The organism is Anoxybacillus ayderensis, assembly GCF_000833605.1.
In the GTDB taxonomy this organism is placed as follows: Bacteria; Bacillota; Bacilli; order Bacillales; family Anoxybacillaceae; genus Anoxybacillus; species Anoxybacillus ayderensis.
The window spans coordinates 282,738-300,883 of sequence record NZ_JXTG01000001.1 but is presented as its reverse complement, the minus strand read 5'-3'; the positions used below and the strand labels follow the sequence as shown (position 1 = coordinate 300,883).

Here is an 18,146-nt window from a genome sequence, read left to right as displayed (position 1 = left end):
CCCCCTTCATTTTAATCGTTGTTTTAATTGTTCGATTTGCATTGTTAATTCGTGAATTTTCATGTTCATTTCCACTTTGCGATTGAATTGCGTTTCTTTTTTTAGCTTCGCTTTCCACGCAGCGATTTCTGTTTCTAGTTGCTTGATTTGCTCGATCAATTGTTGTGATTGTTCATTTGTTGCGATATAAAACGTACCGACAGCGTTTATATGTTGAAACGCTTGGACGGCACGATGAATATCTTGATAAAACTGAAAGAAATGCGCAAATGATACGTTTTTCATATGTACGGACGCGATAAACTGTCGAACGGTTTCGTTTGTTTCATCGAGCTGAAACCAAGGGGTGTAAGCTTGTTGTTCTAAAACCGTTTGTGACCGTTCCACTTTGTTTCGCCGCTTTATACACGTACCCATTCGGATGTTCCCGTGCTTTTCAAACACGATGACAACCGGATTCGGAAGCGCTTCTTGAATGATCTCACCAATCGTTGAAACGTGAAAATCTTTTGTTTCTTCTCTTAACCGAATGGTAATAAACATAACCCCTTCATAATAGTACTCGTCATTGATGAACGGCTGGATATTCATATTGCTTGGCGTTAATACATACGTTAATTCGATCCGCTCCACATATTTCGTGATATAGTCTTTTTCTTTTTTGTTTAAATCCGCAAAATCATAAAACATCTTTTTATCTAATTTTTTGCGGAGCGGACGAACGCGAGGATCCAAACCAATCGCTTGATAAAACGCAACTCCAGCCATCATTCTCACCCTTTGATAATAAGATAAGAAACGATTTCAAAATCTTGTAAATTTGTATTAACTGTTGTCATTAGTTGATCTAAATTTCCTAAGCTGAAAATGTTCAACGTTGCATGCTGATCGATTTTTCCGACAACCTCTTCCACCGCTTGCTCAAGCAGTAGTTTATACCCGCCCATCTCTTTTCCGTTTTTCGTTTCCTCGTAAAACGCCGCATATAATTCGCTTTCTACTTCACTTTTTCCGTGACATAACGATCGATATAAGTCCAAAATCTTTTTCACATGGACGTGGTTGTATAATACTTCTCCATCTTCTTTCACATACACTAAGTAGTATGGATGAAGTGCATTTTGTTCATGTGTAGTCGCAAAATGATTGATTTGCTTTAAACAAAAAATAACTCCTGGTTGAATGTCTTCTCTTAGTTTTTCATTTTTATTGGTTGTAATACTAAACAGTCCGAAAGGTGCTGTTTCGATCATTTCTTTGTTTTGTTTCATAAAATTCAATAAGTCCATGCGAAAATCATCCATCGTAAAGTCAGTTAACGAAATGTTTCCCGAAATATCTTCTAAATCGATCACTTCGCTTTGTAGTTTTTCCAATTGTTTTCTCCGATACTCAAGGTCTTTCATTTCATTGCTGTTGCTAGAAAGGACATCTTCTTCTCCGGTCGATGAAATATCGAGAATTGCCATGCGGTCTTTCACTCTGCCAACAAGGTTGATGTACTCGTCAAGTTCCATTGGCGGCCAAAAGTTCACAAGCTGAATTTGCTCGTTTTTACTTCCAATTCGGTCAATCCGGCCAAACCGTTGAATAATGCGCACCGGATTCCAGTGAATATCGTAGTTAATTAAATAATCGCAATCTTGCAAGTTTTGCCCTTCCGAAATACAATCTGTGGCAATTAAAATGTCAATTTCACCGATCGTATCAGGAATCAGTTTCCCTCGCTCTTTCGACATAGGAGAAAAATGCATTAAAACGTTATTAAAGTCCGTCTTTTGCATCGGAAACGTCGTTTTCGGCCGATCTTTCCCTGTCACTACTGCACAGTGAAGATGGAACTCTTGCCGAATCCAGCGGTGCAAATGTTCATATAAGTATTTTGCTGTATCGGCAAACGCCGTAAAAATGAGTATCTTTTTGTTTTGTCCATTGATTGGGTGTGCGATTTTCTGTTGAATCATCTTTTTAAGCGTCAACATTTTTTGATCGCGTTCCGGTGTAACTTGGCTAGCATAATCCAATAACTTTTGTAGAATGGTACGATCATATAGTAAATCTTGCTTCCAACGGATACGATCGATATCACGCAGGGCAATTTTCACTTTTGCCCCGACAAATGCTTCTTCCATCTCATCATCTTCCATGTCAATATTATCGAAATCGCCAATGTTAGTAGCCTCGTTCTCAATTTTAGACAAATAGGCATCGATTTGTTCGATAATGCTTTGTAATGTTAGCGAGAAAGAGTGGACGCTACTTTCTAAACGCTTCAATAAGTTTGTTTTCATTAAATAGACGAGATTGTTTTCACGGTCTGTTTGTTTCAATACACGTCCATTCGCGACTTTTGTGTCGTATTTTTCGTGATAAAACGCTTGCTTGTGCGGCAAAATGTATTTCATCGGCGAATAAAGCGCAAACCGCAAACGCAAAATGTCATTATTGATGACAGAAAGCGGTGGAAATTCATGTTTTGCATCAATCGTTTCTTTTATATTGATCGGTTTTAAGCGTTGCGGGAATTTCCCGATCGCGTTTACATTATAATATTTTTCAATATGGCGGCGCGAGCGAGCAATCGTTAAAGAATCAAGCAACGTAAAATAGTCCCAGCTTAACATATCTAATAACCGTTCTGTCGTCCGTTCTTCTTCAGGTAAGCTACTCCATTTTTTGAACTGTGACTGCGCACGGCGAATCGTTTGATTGATGCTTTTAATATTCGCTTTTTCTGCTAGTGCTTTATCATTCCCTTCCGTAATGAAAGCAATTTGGTTTTTTAAATCGTCAAGTTTGTTGTTGACAGGGGTAGCGGAAAGCATGAGCACTTTTGTTTTCACGCCCGATTTAATAATGTCGTTCATTAGACGTGAGTAGCGGGTAATATGGCTTTTCCGCGGGTCATTGTTACGAAAATTGTGCGACTCGTCAATGACGACTAAATCGTAATTTCCCCAGTTAACGTATTCTAAATTGATATTTCCGCTATATCCACTTTTACGCGATAAATCGGTATGATTCAGTAAATCATAAGAGAAGCGGTCTTCTAGCAAAATATTTCGTTTGTCATTCGCGCGATAAATTTCCCAGTTCTCCCGCAGTTTTTTTGGCGCAAGCACAAGAACGCGATGATTCCGTAATTCATAATATTTAATGACCGCCAATGCTTCAAATGTTTTTCCTAATCCGACGCTATCGGCAATAATACACCCTCCGTACGTTTCAATTTTATTGATTGCCCCGATCACGCCGTCGCGTTGAAAATCGTAGAGCTTGTTCCAAACAATCGTATTTTCAAACCCTGTTTTCGTTTGCAACGTGCTGTAATCACGTGTTTCTTGCAGAAAGTCTTTAAAAAGATTGTAAAGTGTAACAAAATAAATAAATTCAGGCGTATGCTCTCGATACAGTACCTCTAATTGGCGCAAAATTTGTTCCTTTACATCTTGCAATGCATACTCATTTTTCCAAATGTCATCAAATTGACGTAATAATTCGATATTCTCTTTTTCATCATCTGTAATCGTGTTAATATACATGTTGGACGAGTTGCTGTAACCTAGTCCTGGGCTTGAAAAAGGAGCGCCACCGACCAATCCAATTTGCTTTCCATCTTTATTTTGGACATGGTATAGCCCGCCTTCAATTTTGCGCGTAGTAACCGATTTTATTTTCGCTTTTTGCTTCAACCATTTCGCAAATTCTTTTGCTATGTATGCTTGGTTCAGCTCGGCTTTATATTTTTGCTCTTCTTCCACCCCATACAATAACGCTTCATTTTTTGCGATTTTCTCTTTCGCTAAATAGTCTCCTTTTACAAATGCCGGTTCTGTAAAAATAAAGCGAAATTCTTCAATTTGTGAAAGCTCCCTTTTTAACTCTACAAAAGCATATAGCGTAAAATGAGCTGCCGCAACAGAAAGTTTGCTCCCTTTTTGCATATGCTTTTTGAGCACATCCCCCACTAAACCACGCTGTTTATTATCAATCATTCCTTTTGACATGTAACATCCGAACTCCTTTATTAGTCATAACTACCATTCGTTTCGACATAGTTTTATTGTATCAAAATAAAGATGACAAAAACTGTCGAAATTAGTCGGAAACGTGCGTAAATACGAGAAAAAACGTAAACGTCAAATAGCCCCCACCTTTTTAAAGGCCGAGGCTTAAGGTATTATTGAGTTAGTTGATGAAAAGCAATACATGAAGCAGGAAGTGTTTTAGACCAAGGAAGTACTTGATCCAATGCACGACTGTCTGATACATCCATATTGGGAAGCTGCTCAAAAAGATAGCGAAGATAGTAATACGGATGTAGTCGATTCGCTATCGCTGTCTCTACCACGCTGTAAATGATGGCACTCGCCCTAGCATCTTGTGGTGTATTTGCGAAAAGCCAATTTTTCCTTCCTATCACGACAAGTTTGATAGATCGCCCACTGCGATTATTATCGATCTGCAGTCGCCCATCCTCTAAAAAGGCCACTAACTTATCCCATTGATTCAGACAGTATGCAATGGCTTACTCATGATCCTCTTTTAATACTATGGATGAAGTCCTTGTTGATCAACCTCCGATCATCTACAATATCCAACAGTTCATCGTGCGGGCGAATGTCGTCGCTTTCATCAGAATAATACAGAGTAATATGCACTCCTTCTGATTGTGCAATTTGCAACGCTGGTAAAAAGTCGCTATCCCCTGTTAAAAGGGCTGCATGCGTAATCAGTTTTTTCGTACTATGCATAACTAAGTCTGTCGCTAGCATAACATCAACACGCTTTTGCTCGAACACAGGGAAACCGCGATCATCAATACCGCGGAATGCAAGTTTTCCTTCTCGAACAGTGAAGCTTTCTAGCCTACTCAATCTTTTGAAAAAACTTTGAGCATTGGAAAAATACTCTTTTTCCTCTGAAGATGGATTTGGAGATTGATAAGGGAGACAGTGATAGTAGTACGTTCTCAGAAGCAAGTGGTCGTTAGCCATAGCTGTAGCAAGCTTACCGTAATCAATTTTTGCTTTTCCATGCCATTTCAATACGTTGTCAAGATACCCGCCATCGATAAATAAGGCGATTCGTGAATACAAAAACATCCCTCCTCACATAAAAAGCAAAAGGAGCGACACGATGCCGCTCCCTTCTTGACCTGCCATCCATATGAACGACAGCGTTTATTCTATGCACAATTATACAACAAAAACACGACATGTCAACACACACCACCTTTATTTTTGATTTGACAATATGTTCTTAATCATATTGCGAAATGATGAGAAAGTATTCGCAAAGGCGTTTGACATGTCGCATAAATGGCATGGACTGATAAACAATTTTATGAAAATCTTTATCGTTATTTGATGATTTTAATAAAATTGATAACCTAGTGTCACACGCTAGATAAATGAACAGAGCGGTTCTTTTCTCGAACCGCCCCTTCATTTATTATTCTACTTCTGGTTTTTCTGCTGTCACACCGACATCTTTCCACGTCAACTGCGAGCTTGGGTCGACCGTGAAGTTTTTCACCCGATTGTTTACTGCATAAAGCGCTGAACGGTATAGTGTCGGAATTACCGGGACTTCCTCGTTCATTAATGCTTGCCATTCGTTGTAAATCTTTTTCCGGTATTCTTTATCAAACGCTTGTTCCGAATGCCCTTTTTCGAGTAGCTCATCATTTTTCTCGTTCACCCAACGCGAGTAGTTGAACATGACGTTTCGTCCATACAGTCCGTATGGGTCAACATCTGTTCCTGTTCCCCAAGCAGCAGCAAACACATCGACTTTCGGGTCGTCTTTTTCAACCATATCATAGAACGAGTTAAACTCCGCTAAGCGTCCGTCGACTAATTGTACATCCAATCCGACATCTTTCCAACATTGCATATAAAATTTCGCTAACGGTTCGGCCACATCGGAGCCGCTCATCGCAAGGAAATGAATCGTAAATTTCTTTCCGTTTGGATCTTCGCGAAGCCCATCGCCATCTTTATCTTTATACCCTGCCTCATCTAACAGCTTTTTCGCTTTCTCTGGGTCATACGAATAGCCTTTTGCCTCTTTATCATGGTAGCCAGGGAACGATGGTGGAATGAGCGTTGTCGCAGGGAAGCGCAACCCATGATAAAGTTTCTCGCCGACTGACTTGTTATCAATCGCATATGCCATCGCTTGGCGCAATCGTTTGTCTTGGAATTTTGGATTATCCATGACGTTTTCTTGCTTTTTCGCATCCCAACGCCCGAGCTTGAAGCCGATATAGTTGTAAGCTAAGTCGATTTTGCCAACGAATTGAATATTTTTCGTTCCTTTCGCACCTACATACTGATCGGTTGGAAATTCTGCAATGTCAATTTCGCCTTTTTTCAACGACTGAAGAACGACTTTCGGGCTGACGACTTTTACAATGACCCCTTTTAAGTTCGGCTTCCCGCCATAATAGTCATCGTTGCGCACCATTTCCACCGATTCTCCTGGGACAATTTTCTTCACTTTGAACGGTCCGAAACCGATCGGATTTTTACGAATTTTGTCTGATTGAGCCAATTGGTCAATTGGAATATCTTTCAAGTAATGTTTCGGCAGCGGATATGCCCAAATTCCGGTTAACACGGATGGATTCGCCTGTTTCCACGTAATCGTAAGCGTTTTTTCATCGACTACTTTAATGCCAGAAATCGTTGACGCTTTTCCGCTATGGTACTCCTCCATGCCGACAATACCTTGTATAAGCGCATCGCCATAACGCACCCCTGTATAATCTTTATGTCCGATGACTAAATACGCATACTCTAAATCTTCTGCCTTTACTGGCTCCCCGTCATGCCACTTCACGTTGTCTTTAATTTTAATTGTCATCGTTTTTTTGTCTGCGGAAAGCTCGTACGTGGCTGCCCCATCATTCGTAATCTCATAGTCTCCGTTTGTACGAAATAGCGCTTCATCAAAAAACTGCAAAATTTCCGCATCCGGATGTCCTGTGTAAAATGCATAGTTGAGCGTTCCCTCAAATGGTGTATCTGACACTAACCCATAAGTAAGTACGCCGTCGACAATTTCCCCATCGTTTTTGACCGTCATCGGAAAATTGCCGATGTCTTCTTTTGGTGCAGTTTGCTCTGTCGGTTTTTTTGGATCGCTACTTGTCGAGTCGGTGCATGCGGACAATACGAGTGCCAGTCCAGCGAGCACGCTAAAAAACTTCCAATACCTTTTTTTCAATTCCATCTCCCCCTTTTATCCTAATCGTTGTCTTGCATCAGCCGCACGTTTTAACGCTTGGCCGATAAAATTTATACACAACATCATTACTAAAATAAGTACTGATGCTGGTAACCAAACCCACCATTTGTTTTGCAATACATCCGGATTTGTCGCATAGCTGACTAATGTCCCTAAGCTTGGCGTGCTTTCTGGGAGACCAAATCCTAAATAGCTTAGTCCTGACTCAATTCCGATATTGCCTGCAAGATTCAATGTTAAATTCACGATAATGATCGAGCTTAAGTTCGGTAATATTTCCCGAACGATAATTTTCCAATCGGGCGTGCCGAGCGTTTTTGAGGCGCTCACATAGTCCAACTCTCGTTCCGCCAACACCTTTGCCCGAATGAGCCGCGCTTTTCCTGTCCATAGAAAGGCACTCATAATCAAAATAAACGTAAACACGTTATATTTCGGAACGATTGCCACGAAAACAATAACTAGCATTAAAAAAGGCAAAATAAGGATAAAATCAATAATACGCATAATGATGTTATCAATTACTCCACCAAAATAACCTGCAATTAATCCGATTGTTAATCCGATTAATCCTGTCAGCAACGTAATGGCTAAACCGATCGTAAAAGAATTTCTCGCCCCAATAATGAGTTGTCCTAAAATATCCCTTCCACCATAGTCTGTTCCTAGCCAATGCTCGGCAGACGGCGGGGAGTAGATGGACAAAAGATCGACTTTGACGATTTCTTCTTGATCTAGTACAATGGAAGCCCCGTATACAATGAATAGAATGAGTGAAAGAAGCAAAAGAGAGCTAAGCGCTAGTTTATCTTTCACTACTTCCCGCCACAGAACAGAAAAGGGTGAATATTCTGTCTTTTTCATTTTTCCCCCTCCTCTAATCGATTCTTATCCGCGGATCAACAACACTTAAAATGATGTCCGATAACAATGTCCCGATTAATGTTGCAAGTCCTGAAATCATCACAAGTGCTGTCACGACGCTATAATCCCGCTGCATAATCGACTGAAGAAAAAGCTGACCGATACCTGGATAACTAAAAATAGATTCTAAAAAAACAGATCCGCCAATTAATCCGGTAATTTCATAGCCTAAAAAAGCGGCAATCGGTAAAAATGAGTTACGCAAAATATGACGCGAATAAATTTTCGCTTCTGGCACTCCTTTTGCCCGTGCCGTGCGGACAAAATCTTTTACTTTTGTGTCAATAATTTCACTACGCAAATATTGAATGATTCCGACCGTACTAATTAACGCACCAGATAAAGACGGCAATAAAAGATGATTAAGCTTACTTATGTAATAATCAAATGTCCCTTCCTCTAGCTGAATATCAACGCTACCGCCCGTTGGAAACCATCCGAGCTTAAACCCAAACAAAAAAAGCATGATGAGCGCAAAAATAAATAACGGGGTGGCAAAGCTAACATAGCTATATCCGACAATCAACTTATCCGCCCACGAATCTTGCCAACGACCGGAAATTACTCCTAGGGGGACGGCAATGGCGTATGTTAGCACTAAAATACACAACGAAAGCAAAATCGTATTCCACATTCTCCCTGCTAACAAGTCTGTCACAGGCTGTTGATGAACATATGATAATCCTAAATCTCCATGGAGTAAATTTTTTATCCAACGCGTATATTGAACATACAGAGGGTCGTTTAGCCCTAGTTTTTCTCTCATCTCTGCTAACGTTTGCGCATCCATTTTTGGATTGTTTGCTAGCTGGCCTGTTAAAGCGTCACCAGGCATCGCTTTGGCAAGCAGAAAAATAAGCACACTTAAAACAAATAGTTGTGGAATCATCATCATGATACGTCGCAATATAAATTTGACCATCCTCTCTCCTTCCTCTCTTACGGGATCGCAACCGAATGAGTTTCGGAAATGCGTTTCAGTGGATATACTCTTCCTTCCGCATCAAAATAACGAGAATACAATTGTTCATAGTCTTTTTCGATTTGTTGTCGTAGTTTTTGCTGCTCTTGCCGTCTTAACGGGTCGGCGTTAGGAATAGACGCCAATAACCTTTTTGTATAAATATGTTTCGGATCGTGAAATATTTCGTCCTTCGTCCCTTCTTCAACAAATTGCCCGCGGTACATAATACCAATGCGATCACACATATGGCGAATAATTCCTAAATCATGGCTGATGAACAAATACGTCAGCTGAAACTCTTTTTGAATATCTTTCATGAAATTCAATACTTGCGCTTGAACAGACACGTCAAGCGCCGATACCGGTTCGTCAGCAATGATTAGCTTTGGATTGAGCGTGAGGGCACGGGCAATGCCAATACGCTGCCGTTGTCCGCCGGAAAATTCATGAGGATATTTATAGACGGAGTCCGAATGCAGCCCTACTTTTTCAATGAGACCTTGTACTTTTCGTTTTTCTTCTTGCGGAGATAGTTTTTCAAAATTACGCAACGGCTCCGCAACAATATCTAATACTCGTTTTCTTGGGTTAAGCGAAGAGTACGGGTCTTGGAAAATCATTTGTATGTCTTTTCGATATTGGACAAATTCACGGCGACTTAGTTTCGTCAAATCTTTCCCATCAAACAAAATTTCTCCTGCTGTCGCTTTCACTAGGCCAATAATTGTTCGCCCCGTTGTCGTTTTCCCGCATCCCGACTCCCCGACTAGTCCGTACGTTTCCCCTTTTTTCAATTCAAAGCTAATCCCATCGACCGCTTTTACATGCCCGATGACCTTACGAAAAAACCCACCGCGCACCGGATAATGCACTTTTAGTTGATTGACTCGGAGAAATGTCATGCCTTTTCCCCCCCATCGGGAAAGTAAAAATGTTGGTAACACGTGCAACGAACCCAATGGTTTGGTTCGACTTCGCGCAATATAGGATGTGGCTCATGTTTTGATTCATGAATCCAACTAATTCTGGATCGAAATCTGCAGCCAGTTCTCGGAAGTTTCGTCAATGGTGGAACAATCCCCTGAATCACATGAAGCGTTTCTTTTGGAGTTTGCAAGGAAGGGATGGACTGCAGTAACGAACGGGTATACGGGTGCAACGGGCGGGTAAATAGCGTATGTACATCCGCAAGCTCGACAATTTCGCCTGCATACATGACGGCGACCCGATCTGCCATTTCGGCAACTACCCCTAAGTCATGAGTAATTAAAAGAATGCCTGTGTTGAGTTGTTGCTGTAAGTTTTTTAATAGGCGAATAATTTGTGCTTGAATCGTGACATCTAACGCCGTCGTCGGTTCATCGGCAATGAGTAGCGCTGGATTACAAGTAATCGCAATCGCAATGACTATACGTTGTCGCATTCCTCCTGATAATTCATGAGGATAACGGTCATACGTTTGTGACGGATTTGGAATGCCAACGTGCTCAAGCAACTCTAGCGTCCGATTTCGTTTCTCAGCGGTAGATAGTGTGGTGTGATAGTCCATGCTTTCTTCAATTTGTTTGCCAACAGTCATAAGCGGATTTAACGCCGTCAGCGGATCTTGAAAAATCATGCCGATATCTTTTCCGCGAATTTGATTTAATGCTTGTACCGATTGTGTTAAAAGATTTTTTCCTTTAAATACTACAGCCCCTTCTAATTTCGTCCGTTCCGGCGGATGTAATCCGATAATCGAAAGAGCGAGCGCGCTTTTTCCACATCCGGACTCTCCGACAATGGCAAGCACCTCGTTTTCGTGAACAGTTAGCGAAACATCATCCACCGCTGCATAATACTCATCTTGAATCCTGAAAGAAACTCGCAAACTTTCTATTTGTAACACTGATCGTTTCAACAAGCAGTCACCTCCTATTGAATAAACTGAAAATTATGTATTTTTATATAAAAATATATTATTACAATCTTTTTGTTATTTCAACATTTTTTGGATTTCCACCATAAGTTGTACTTGATAAGTAAAAACGACCATGGTCAGGAAACGAAAAACTCTACTTTACTTCCACATTACTCTTTTTTTATATTGTTAAAAAAGAAGTACATATTTTGATGATAAACCTAAAAACAGAACCCCTTTTTTCTCGTTACAACAAATGCATGATCGCTACGAAAAAAGACAGAAGTCCACCGACTTCTGCCTTTCGTATTTATGCAATTTGGAGCGGCATGTTTTCTTTTAGGCCAAGCGTTTGAGCAGCGAGCGTTTGTACGTCGCGTAAAAGTGTTTCGTTTTTCATCAGCGACACGCCGTATGAAGGAATCATTTCTTTAATTTTTGGTTCCCATTGTTTCATCTCATTTGGGAAGCATTTTTCAATGACTTCAAGCATGACATGAACAGCCGTTGAAGCGCCTGGCGATGCACCGAGTAAAGCGGCAACGGAGCCGTCATGTGCAGCAACAACTTCCGTACCGAATTGAAGTGTTCCTTTGCCACCTGCTTCTGTATCTTTAATGACTTGCACGCGCTGACCAGCGATAATAACATCCCAATCTTCGCTTTTCGCATTCGGGATAAATTCGCGCAATTCTTCCATGCGTTGTTCTTTTGATAACATGACTTGTTCGATTAAATATTTTGTAAGTGCCATGTTTTTCGCCCCTGCCGCAAGCATTGTCAGCACGTTGTGCGGTTTGACAGACGTAATTAAGTCGAATATCGAACCGTTCTTTAAAAACTTTGGTGAAAACCCAGCGAACGGTCCAAATAATAACATTTTCTCATTGCCTATGAATCTCGTATCTAAATGCGGGACAGACATCGGCGGTGCACCAACTTTCGCTTTTCCGTACACTTTCGCATGATGTTGCTCGATAATGTCTGGATTGTTGCACACCATAAACAGCCCACTTACCGGGAATCCACCGATTCCTTTTCCTTCAGGGATGCCGGATTTTTGTAGTAAATGCAAGCTGCCGCCGCCTGCCCCGATAAAGACGAACTTCGCTGTGTGAACGTCAACTTCCCCTGTCGCTAAATTGCGTACTTTTACTTCCCATAAGTTATCACTTGTTCGTTTCATATCTTCAACATGATGTTTATAATACAAATTCACATGCTTATGTTCTAAATGCTCAAATAACATGCGTGTTAAAGCCCCGAAATTCACGTCCGTTCCCGCTTCAATTCTTGTTGCTGCAATCGGTTCAGTAACGATACGATCTTCCATCATCAGCGGAATCCACTCTTCTAATTTTTGCGGATCGTCAGAAAACTCCATCCCTTTAAATAACGGATGATTAGCCATCTGTTCAAAGCGCTTTCTCAAAAACGCGACGTTTTCTTCCCCTTGTACGAAACTCATATGTGGAATAGGCATAATAAAGTCCTTCGGGTCGCGAATGCGCTTATTTTGAACAAGATAAGACCAAAATTGTAGCGACTCTTGAAATTGTTCGTTAATTTTAATCGCTTTGCTTATGTCAATTGATCCGTCCGCTTTTTCTACTGTGTAGTTTAGTTCACAAAGTGCGGCATGACCGGTTCCGGCATTGTTCCATTCGTTCGAACTTTCATCTGCTGGTTGGTCTAACCTTTCAAATACCGCAATATCCCACTCTGGTGCCAATTCTTTTAACAACGTCCCTAAAGTCGCACTCATAATCCCCGCACCAATTAAAATGACATCTGTTTTCATCATTGGACCCCCTAAATCCCATCAATTCGATCAAAAACTTCTCCGTATTTATTATAACACATTTCAATTATAGTATGTCACTATTATTGTTTATTTTACAAACGTGGCTATATCGTTAAATCAAAAAGACTCTGCACTTTTATCTGTTCGACAAAAAGAAACAATATTCTTTCTTTAATGATTTTACAAAACAATTTGATATTTTACTAGTTTTATTTCAAAAAAATAAAACGAACAAGGGGGCCCTTGTTCGTTTTATTCAGCCGGTGCTTCTTGCGTACGAATAAATTGATCGTAAAACGCAGCAAGCGATGTGTAGATGTATGGGACGAGCCATAAAAATCCGATACCAAACGTGAGGATCGAGAGAAGTCCCCAACCGATAAAGCTCAAATATAGTAAAAATAGCTTTCCTTTATACCCTTTCATTCGTTTTTTACTTTCGCTAATCGCTTGAAGTGCACTGTACTCTGGATGATCTTTTAAGAGAAAGAACGTTTGTGAGTAAGATAACGATTTAATAATTCCCGGGATGATGAGCAATAAACTCCATAAAAAGACGAAAAGCCCGAATAAAAGCGAAGTACCAATCAGCTTTAAAGTTAATTTTCCGTTTTGATAAACAGTAAATAGCGGAGCGATACGAATAGGCTCATTGCGATACGCATCTAAAAACAACCAATACAAGACGACACTAAGCGGGATAAGTGCAAACGAAACGAACATGCTTACAATCGAGGCTGATGTCGGTACAGTTTCTTGATAAAGCCACGCTTCCCATCCTCCACTAAACACAACCTCAACACTGAAAGGAACAACCATCGTTACAAGGGCATAAACAAGTATGAGAAGCACCGCACTCCCCCATTTTCCTTTCAATGCTTTCCTCGCTTCACGCCTTAATGATGATAATGACATATCATAAAACCCTCCTCCTGTTCCATGATGCTTACCATATATTTTATGGCATCCACACTCATTCTAGCATACATTCTACTCCTTTTATTTAAAAACAACATGAACTTCCTCTATTTCTTGTATATAATGGATGTATCAAACAAATTGGAGGAATACACATGAAAAGTATAAAACCTGGCCGTGGACCGTCCATACAAGGATTTATTGGCAGTATCGCCACCATTTTATTCGGCATATTTTGGACGTTTATGACTTTTTCCATTACAAAAGAATCTCCAATTGCAGGAACACAACTCTTTCCTTTTTTCGGACTGATCGTTATTGGCATCGGTATTTTTCAGGCGGTATATCATTATAAAAACGCCACAGGGAAAGAACGGATGTCCATCGTCGATATCGTTGAAGAAAATGAAGAAAAAGATCCGCTAAATGCTCGCTTCGCCCATCATGAAGAAGGGAAGTTTTGTCCATACTGCGGAACAAACGTACAAACAGATTTTCGCTTTTGTCCATCTTGCGGAAAGGCATTATAAAACCGAGCATATCGCTCGGTTTTAATCATCTAAAATAAATTTTACCCTCTTTTTCCCTTTATAGACCTTGTCAACCATACAGCACCAAAAACGAATACAGCAAAAACCCCAAGCAACGTACCGAGCATCACGAGTTGAAATACAATGTCCCCGATGTACATAAAATCAACTCCTTTTCTTTCCATTATACTTTATTTTTCATATACGAGCCATGTTGGTTTATTAATTTTTGCTGATAAATTGACGATTTTTTCTTTTACGCGACTTGCTTCTTTTCCTTGAAGTGGAATCGGTTGATAGTTGTTTCGCGTCGTGACAGATGAGATGCAAAATGGAATGATGCGAATCGTTGTTTTCGGCTGTTTTTGGCCGTTAACAAAATAAAATGTTTGTTGATAAACGAACGTATCTTTATCGCTCGGATTTTTATTGCCTCCAAACATAAAATTACCTAAGCTATAAACGATCATTTTCCCTTTATATTGCTCTATTCCTTGAATGACGTGCGGATGATGACCAACGACAAGATCTGCTCCGCTATCGATCGCAAATCTCCCTAACGCTTTTTGCGGGTTATTTGGCATATAGCTTCGCTCGTCACCCCAATGGAAATGAACGAGAATGATTTGGACTCCTTGTTTTCGTAGGGAATTTATGTCGTTTGCAATTTGCTTTCGTACCGCCTTCGTATCGCTCCATCCTTTATAGCCGAGCGCACCAATTTTTACTCCTTTAACGGTCTTCACAAGCTGTACTCCGTTCCCAAAATATCCGACATTCGCTCGTTTTAACGTAGCAATCGTATCTATATATCCTTTTTGTCCATAGTCTAACGTATGATTATTCGCAAGATTGACCCCTTCAATGCTCGCGCGCGTTAAAACGTTGACATACGACGGATCGCCTCGAAAACGAAACTTTTTCTCCGCTTTTTGCGTTGCGTTTGTTAACGTTGTTTCCAAATTGACGGTTGTAAAATCATCTTGCTTAAAAATCGGTTCAATATATTTTGTAAAAAAAGCAAGGCCATTTTTTTTCGCTTCATGATCAAACGAATATGTATAGCCATAGTTTTCATCGCGACCAAGCGTCACATCGCCAGCGGCGCTTAATGTAATGCTCGTTTCTCCTTGTGCCCAAGCTGGTTGGGCAAATAAAAACAGACAGACACATACAAAAATATATATGTTTCTCACTTCCCCACTCCCCTTTCATGTATTTCTTTTCTACAAATAGACGAAAAATCCTTTTTTACTTTGTTTGTTGATGATTTAGAACATAGTTTTATAAAAAAACAATAGACGGAATCATTTCTTTTGCAATGAAACGAGCGATCCGACAGTTTTCAACGTAAAAAGGTGCCCTGTTCGGACACCTTTTTCTTATGATGAAATCGTACGTTTAAACGTATCAAATTGCTCTGTCACGCGTTTTTCAGGTGTAACTGTCAATAAGCTGACGATAATTACGGCAATAAAACTAGCGATAAAGCCCGGCACCATTTCGTACATGACGCTTGCATATGAAGAATTCGCCCAGATGATGACTGTCGTTGCCCCTGCAATCATCCCCGCAAGCGCTCCCCATTTTGTCATACGGCGCCAGTATAAACTTAATATAATCACAGGACCGAATGAAGCCCCAAATCCTGCCCATGCATAACCGACAAGATTTAAAATGGTATTATTTTGCTCGTATGCGAGCAACAAGGCAACAATCGATACAAGTAGGACAGATAAGCGACCGACAAATACAAGCTCTTTATCAGACGCTGAGCGACGGAATAAAATTTTATATAAATCTTCCGTTAGTGAACTAGATGTCACTAGCAATTGAGATGAAATCGTACTCATAATTGCCGCTAAAATCGCTGCAAGTAAAAATCCTGTAATAAGCGGATGGAATAAAATTTCCCCGAGTTTAATAAATACTGTTTCTGGATCTTCTAACGTCATGCCTGCTCGTTTAAAGTAAGCGATTCCAAAAAGACCTGTTAACATCGCACCGACAGACGAAAAGATCATCCAGCCCATTCCAATGCGGCGCGCTTGTTTCATTTCTTTCACCGAGGAAATCGCCATAAAACGAACAATAATGTGCGGCTGGCCGAAATAGCCAAGTCCCCATGCAAATAGCGAGATGATACCGACAACGCTCGTCCCTTTAAACAAATCAAGCAAGTTCGGATCTATATCGCGAATCGTTGTCGTTGTCTCCGTAATTCCCCCAATGTGCATAAGCGTCACAACCGGCACGAGAATAAGCGCAATAAACATAATGAGTCCTTGCACAAAGTCCGTCCAACTGACCGCTAAAAATCCCCCGAATAATGTGTACGCGACAACAACACCAGCTACAATCCATAATCCTGTATGATAATCTGTACCAAACGAATTTTTAAACATGACCCCACCAGAAACGAGACCAGAAGAAACGTAAAACGTAAAGAAAATCATAATGACGAATCCGGAAACGAGACGCAGTAACTTCGATGTATCACCGAAACGGTTTTCTAAAAACGACGGAATCGTAATCGAATCGTTCGCTACTTCCGTATATACTCGTAAACGTGGAGCAACGTATAACCAGTTCGCATACGCTCCAAGAGCTAATCCGATCACAATCCATGAAGCGCTCAACCCTTGCGCATACATCGCTCCCGGCAACCCAAGCAACAACCAACCGCTCATATCCGATGCTCCGGCGCTTAACGCGGTCACTGCTGGACCGAGCGTTCGTCCGCCTAACATATAATCAGACAAGTTCGATGTCCGTTTATACGCCCAATACCCGATGAATAACATCCCTACCATATACAAAACGACAGATGTAATAACCAAAACAATCTCCCCTTCCTTTGTTGTCTATAAAAACCCCTTTGTACGTATCATTATACTAAAATATGTTCACAATTTGTACAAAAAATTATTTTCCAAAAAAGCCTTTTAATGCGAACGCGACGTTTTGTGGACGTTCTGCTAATCGGCGCATGAAATAGCCAAACCAATCGTTTCCGAATGGAACGTATACGCGCATTGTATAGCCTTCTTTTGCAAGCTGTTGTTGCATATCTGTTCGAAAGCCATATAACATTTGAAACTCAAATTGATTACGCGGAATATTATTTTCTTTCGCAAACTTTTTTACTTTTTCAATAATATGATGATCATGTGTGGCAATCGCTGTATAACTTCCGCTTAATAAGTGAAGACGAATAATATTCATGTAGTTTTCATCAATTTGTTGTTTCTCTTGAAACGCCACTTCTGGCGACTCTTTATACGCTCCTTTCACTAAACGAAGCGATACTCCTTTTAAATCTTTTACATCTTGTTCAGCGCGATATAAATATGCTTGAATGACAGTTCCAACGTTGTCGTACGTGCGGCGTAGTTCGTGTAATAAATCGAGCGTCGCTTGGCAATGCGCTGAATCTTCCATATCGATGCGCACGAAGTTGTTATATCTTTTCGCCGTTTCAACAATTTGACGCATGTTGTTTAAGCAAAAATCAAAGTCAATATCAAGCCCAAGCTGCGTCAATTTGACGGACAAGTTGCTTTGAACACCTGCACGATGGATAGCTTCTAATGTGCGGATGTTATATTGTGTCGCTTCAATAGCTTCTTCGCGACTTGAAACGAACTCTCCTAAATGATCGAGCGTACAAACGAGCCCTTTTTCATTTAGTTCACGTACTTTTTTGATAGCGCTTTCAATCGTTTCCCCTGCAACAACTTGGGAAGCTCCGAAACGGAGCCCCCATTTTTTCGCTGCTTGATTTAACATTTTACTTTGTGAAGCGTATAAAAAAATGTTTTTCGATAGTTGCGCAAGCATGGCCATTCCCCC

General features: G+C 40.5%; 14 protein-coding genes and 1 pseudogene. 1 reads left to right on the top strand and 14 read right to left on the bottom strand.

Annotation, left to right across the window (positions count from 1 at the left end; translation table 11 throughout):
* Positions 1-6: 6 nt before the first annotated feature.
* The 11 genes and pseudogenes from JV16_RS01535 to JV16_RS01485 all read right to left on the bottom strand — a co-directional run bounded on the left by JV16_RS01535 (position 7) and on the right by JV16_RS01485 (position 13,761).
* On the bottom strand, positions 7-771 hold the full coding sequence (locus JV16_RS01535; protein WP_244463783.1) for a DUF4391 domain-containing protein: 765 nt from the start codon (positions 769-771) through the stop codon (positions 7-9).
* Between the two features lie 2 nt (positions 772-773).
* Positions 774-4,007: a helicase-related protein gene (locus tag JV16_RS01530; RefSeq protein WP_021095392.1), complete on the bottom strand. Its 3,234-nt coding sequence runs from the start codon at positions 4,005-4,007 to the stop codon at positions 774-776.
* 173 nt (positions 4,008-4,180) lie between these two features.
* Positions 4,181-4,528: pseudogene (locus JV16_RS01525) on the bottom strand (IS66 family transposase); the annotation flags it as partial.
* A 4-nt stretch (positions 4,529-4,532) separates the two neighbouring features.
* Positions 4,533-5,099, bottom strand: coding sequence for an NYN domain-containing protein (locus JV16_RS01520; RefSeq protein ID WP_244463782.1), 567 nt, complete (start codon positions 5,097-5,099; stop codon positions 4,533-4,535).
* 355 nt (positions 5,100-5,454) lie between these two features.
* Entirely contained in the window at positions 5,455-7,233 is a 1,779-nt protein-coding gene (opp4A, locus tag JV16_RS01515) for an oligopeptide ABC transporter substrate-binding protein (protein WP_021095394.1), read from the bottom strand.
* 15 nt (positions 7,234-7,248) lie between these two features.
* Positions 7,249-8,118, bottom strand: coding sequence for an ABC transporter permease (locus tag JV16_RS01510; RefSeq protein ID WP_021095395.1), 870 nt, complete (start codon positions 8,116-8,118; stop codon positions 7,249-7,251).
* A gap of 13 nt (positions 8,119-8,131) precedes the next feature.
* Positions 8,132-9,100, bottom strand: a complete 969-nt coding sequence (opp4B, locus tag JV16_RS01505) for an oligopeptide ABC transporter permease (RefSeq protein WP_021095396.1) — start codon at positions 9,098-9,100, stop codon at positions 8,132-8,134.
* Between the two features lie 17 nt (positions 9,101-9,117).
* On the bottom strand, positions 9,118-10,044 hold the full coding sequence (locus JV16_RS01500; RefSeq protein WP_021095397.1) for an ABC transporter ATP-binding protein: 927 nt from the start codon (positions 10,042-10,044) through the stop codon (positions 9,118-9,120).
* A complete protein-coding gene (locus JV16_RS01495) occupies positions 10,041-11,045 on the bottom strand; it encodes an ABC transporter ATP-binding protein (protein ID WP_035063370.1) in 1,005 nt (334 codons plus the stop codon). Before JV16_RS01495 ends, JV16_RS01500 begins: the two co-directional genes overlap by 4 nt.
* Positions 11,046-11,352: 307 nt before the next feature.
* The gene (locus JV16_RS01490) at positions 11,353-12,843 is read right to left on the bottom strand and encodes a malate:quinone oxidoreductase (protein ID WP_042533913.1); all 1,491 of its coding nucleotides are present in this window, start codon (positions 12,841-12,843) and stop codon (positions 11,353-11,355) included.
* Positions 12,844-13,098: 255 nt separating this feature from the next.
* Positions 13,099-13,761 carry a DUF975 family protein gene (locus JV16_RS01485; RefSeq protein WP_021095400.1) on the bottom strand — a complete coding sequence of 221 codons (663 nt, stop codon included), beginning with the start codon at positions 13,759-13,761 and terminating at the stop codon, positions 13,099-13,101.
* Positions 13,762-13,919: 158 nt separating this feature from the next.
* Here JV16_RS01485 and JV16_RS01480 point away from each other — a divergent pair, with 158 nt between their 5' ends.
* The gene (locus JV16_RS01480; protein ID WP_021095401.1) at positions 13,920-14,294 is read left to right on the top strand and encodes a zinc ribbon domain-containing protein; all 375 of its coding nucleotides are present in this window, start codon (positions 13,920-13,922) and stop codon (positions 14,292-14,294) included.
* A 191-nt stretch (positions 14,295-14,485) separates the two neighbouring features.
* Here the strand turns inward: JV16_RS01480 and JV16_RS01475 are convergent, their stop codons facing one another.
* From JV16_RS01475 to JV16_RS01465, 3 genes are all read right to left on the bottom strand, one after another.
* Complete coding sequence (locus JV16_RS01475) at positions 14,486-15,481, bottom strand: CapA family protein (protein ID WP_412093550.1); 996 nt, start codon at positions 15,479-15,481, stop codon at positions 14,486-14,488.
* A 195-nt stretch (positions 15,482-15,676) separates the two neighbouring features.
* A complete protein-coding gene (putP, locus tag JV16_RS01470; protein ID WP_021095404.1) occupies positions 15,677-17,134 on the bottom strand; it encodes a sodium/proline symporter PutP in 1,458 nt (485 codons plus the stop codon).
* 85 nt (positions 17,135-17,219) lie between these two features.
* The gene (locus tag JV16_RS01465) at positions 17,220-18,134 is read right to left on the bottom strand and encodes a proline dehydrogenase family protein (RefSeq protein ID WP_021095405.1); all 915 of its coding nucleotides are present in this window, start codon (positions 18,132-18,134) and stop codon (positions 17,220-17,222) included.
* Positions 18,135-18,146: the final 12 nt, after the last annotated feature.

Bases quoted from the DNA above. Each gene is read 5' to 3' on its own strand.
- opp4B (WP_021095396.1), bottom strand. From the start codon at position 9,100: ATGGTCAAATTTATATTGCGACGTATCATGATGATGATTCCACAACTA.
- JV16_RS01490 (WP_042533913.1), bottom strand. From the start codon at position 12,843: ATGAAAACAGATGTCATTTTAATTGGTGCGGGGATTATGAGTGCGACT.
- JV16_RS01510 (WP_021095395.1), bottom strand. From the start codon at position 8,118: ATGAAAAAGACAGAATATTCACCCTTTTCTGTTCTGTGGCGGGAAGTA.
- JV16_RS01500 (WP_021095397.1), bottom strand. From the start codon at position 10,044: ATGACATTTCTCCGAGTCAATCAACTAAAAGTGCATTATCCGGTGCGC.
- JV16_RS01485 (WP_021095400.1), bottom strand. From the start codon at position 13,761: ATGTCATTATCATCATTAAGGCGTGAAGCGAGGAAAGCATTGAAAGGA.
- JV16_RS01530 (WP_021095392.1), bottom strand. From the start codon at position 4,007: ATGTCAAAAGGAATGATTGATAATAAACAGCGTGGTTTAGTGGGGGAT.
- JV16_RS01480 (WP_021095401.1), top strand. From the start codon at position 13,920: ATGAAAAGTATAAAACCTGGCCGTGGACCGTCCATACAAGGATTTATT.
- JV16_RS01535 (WP_244463783.1), bottom strand. From the start codon at position 771: ATGATGGCTGGAGTTGCGTTTTATCAAGCGATTGGTTTGGATCCTCGC.
- JV16_RS01465 (WP_021095405.1), bottom strand. From the start codon at position 18,134: ATGCTTGCGCAACTATCGAAAAACATTTTTTTATACGCTTCACAAAGT.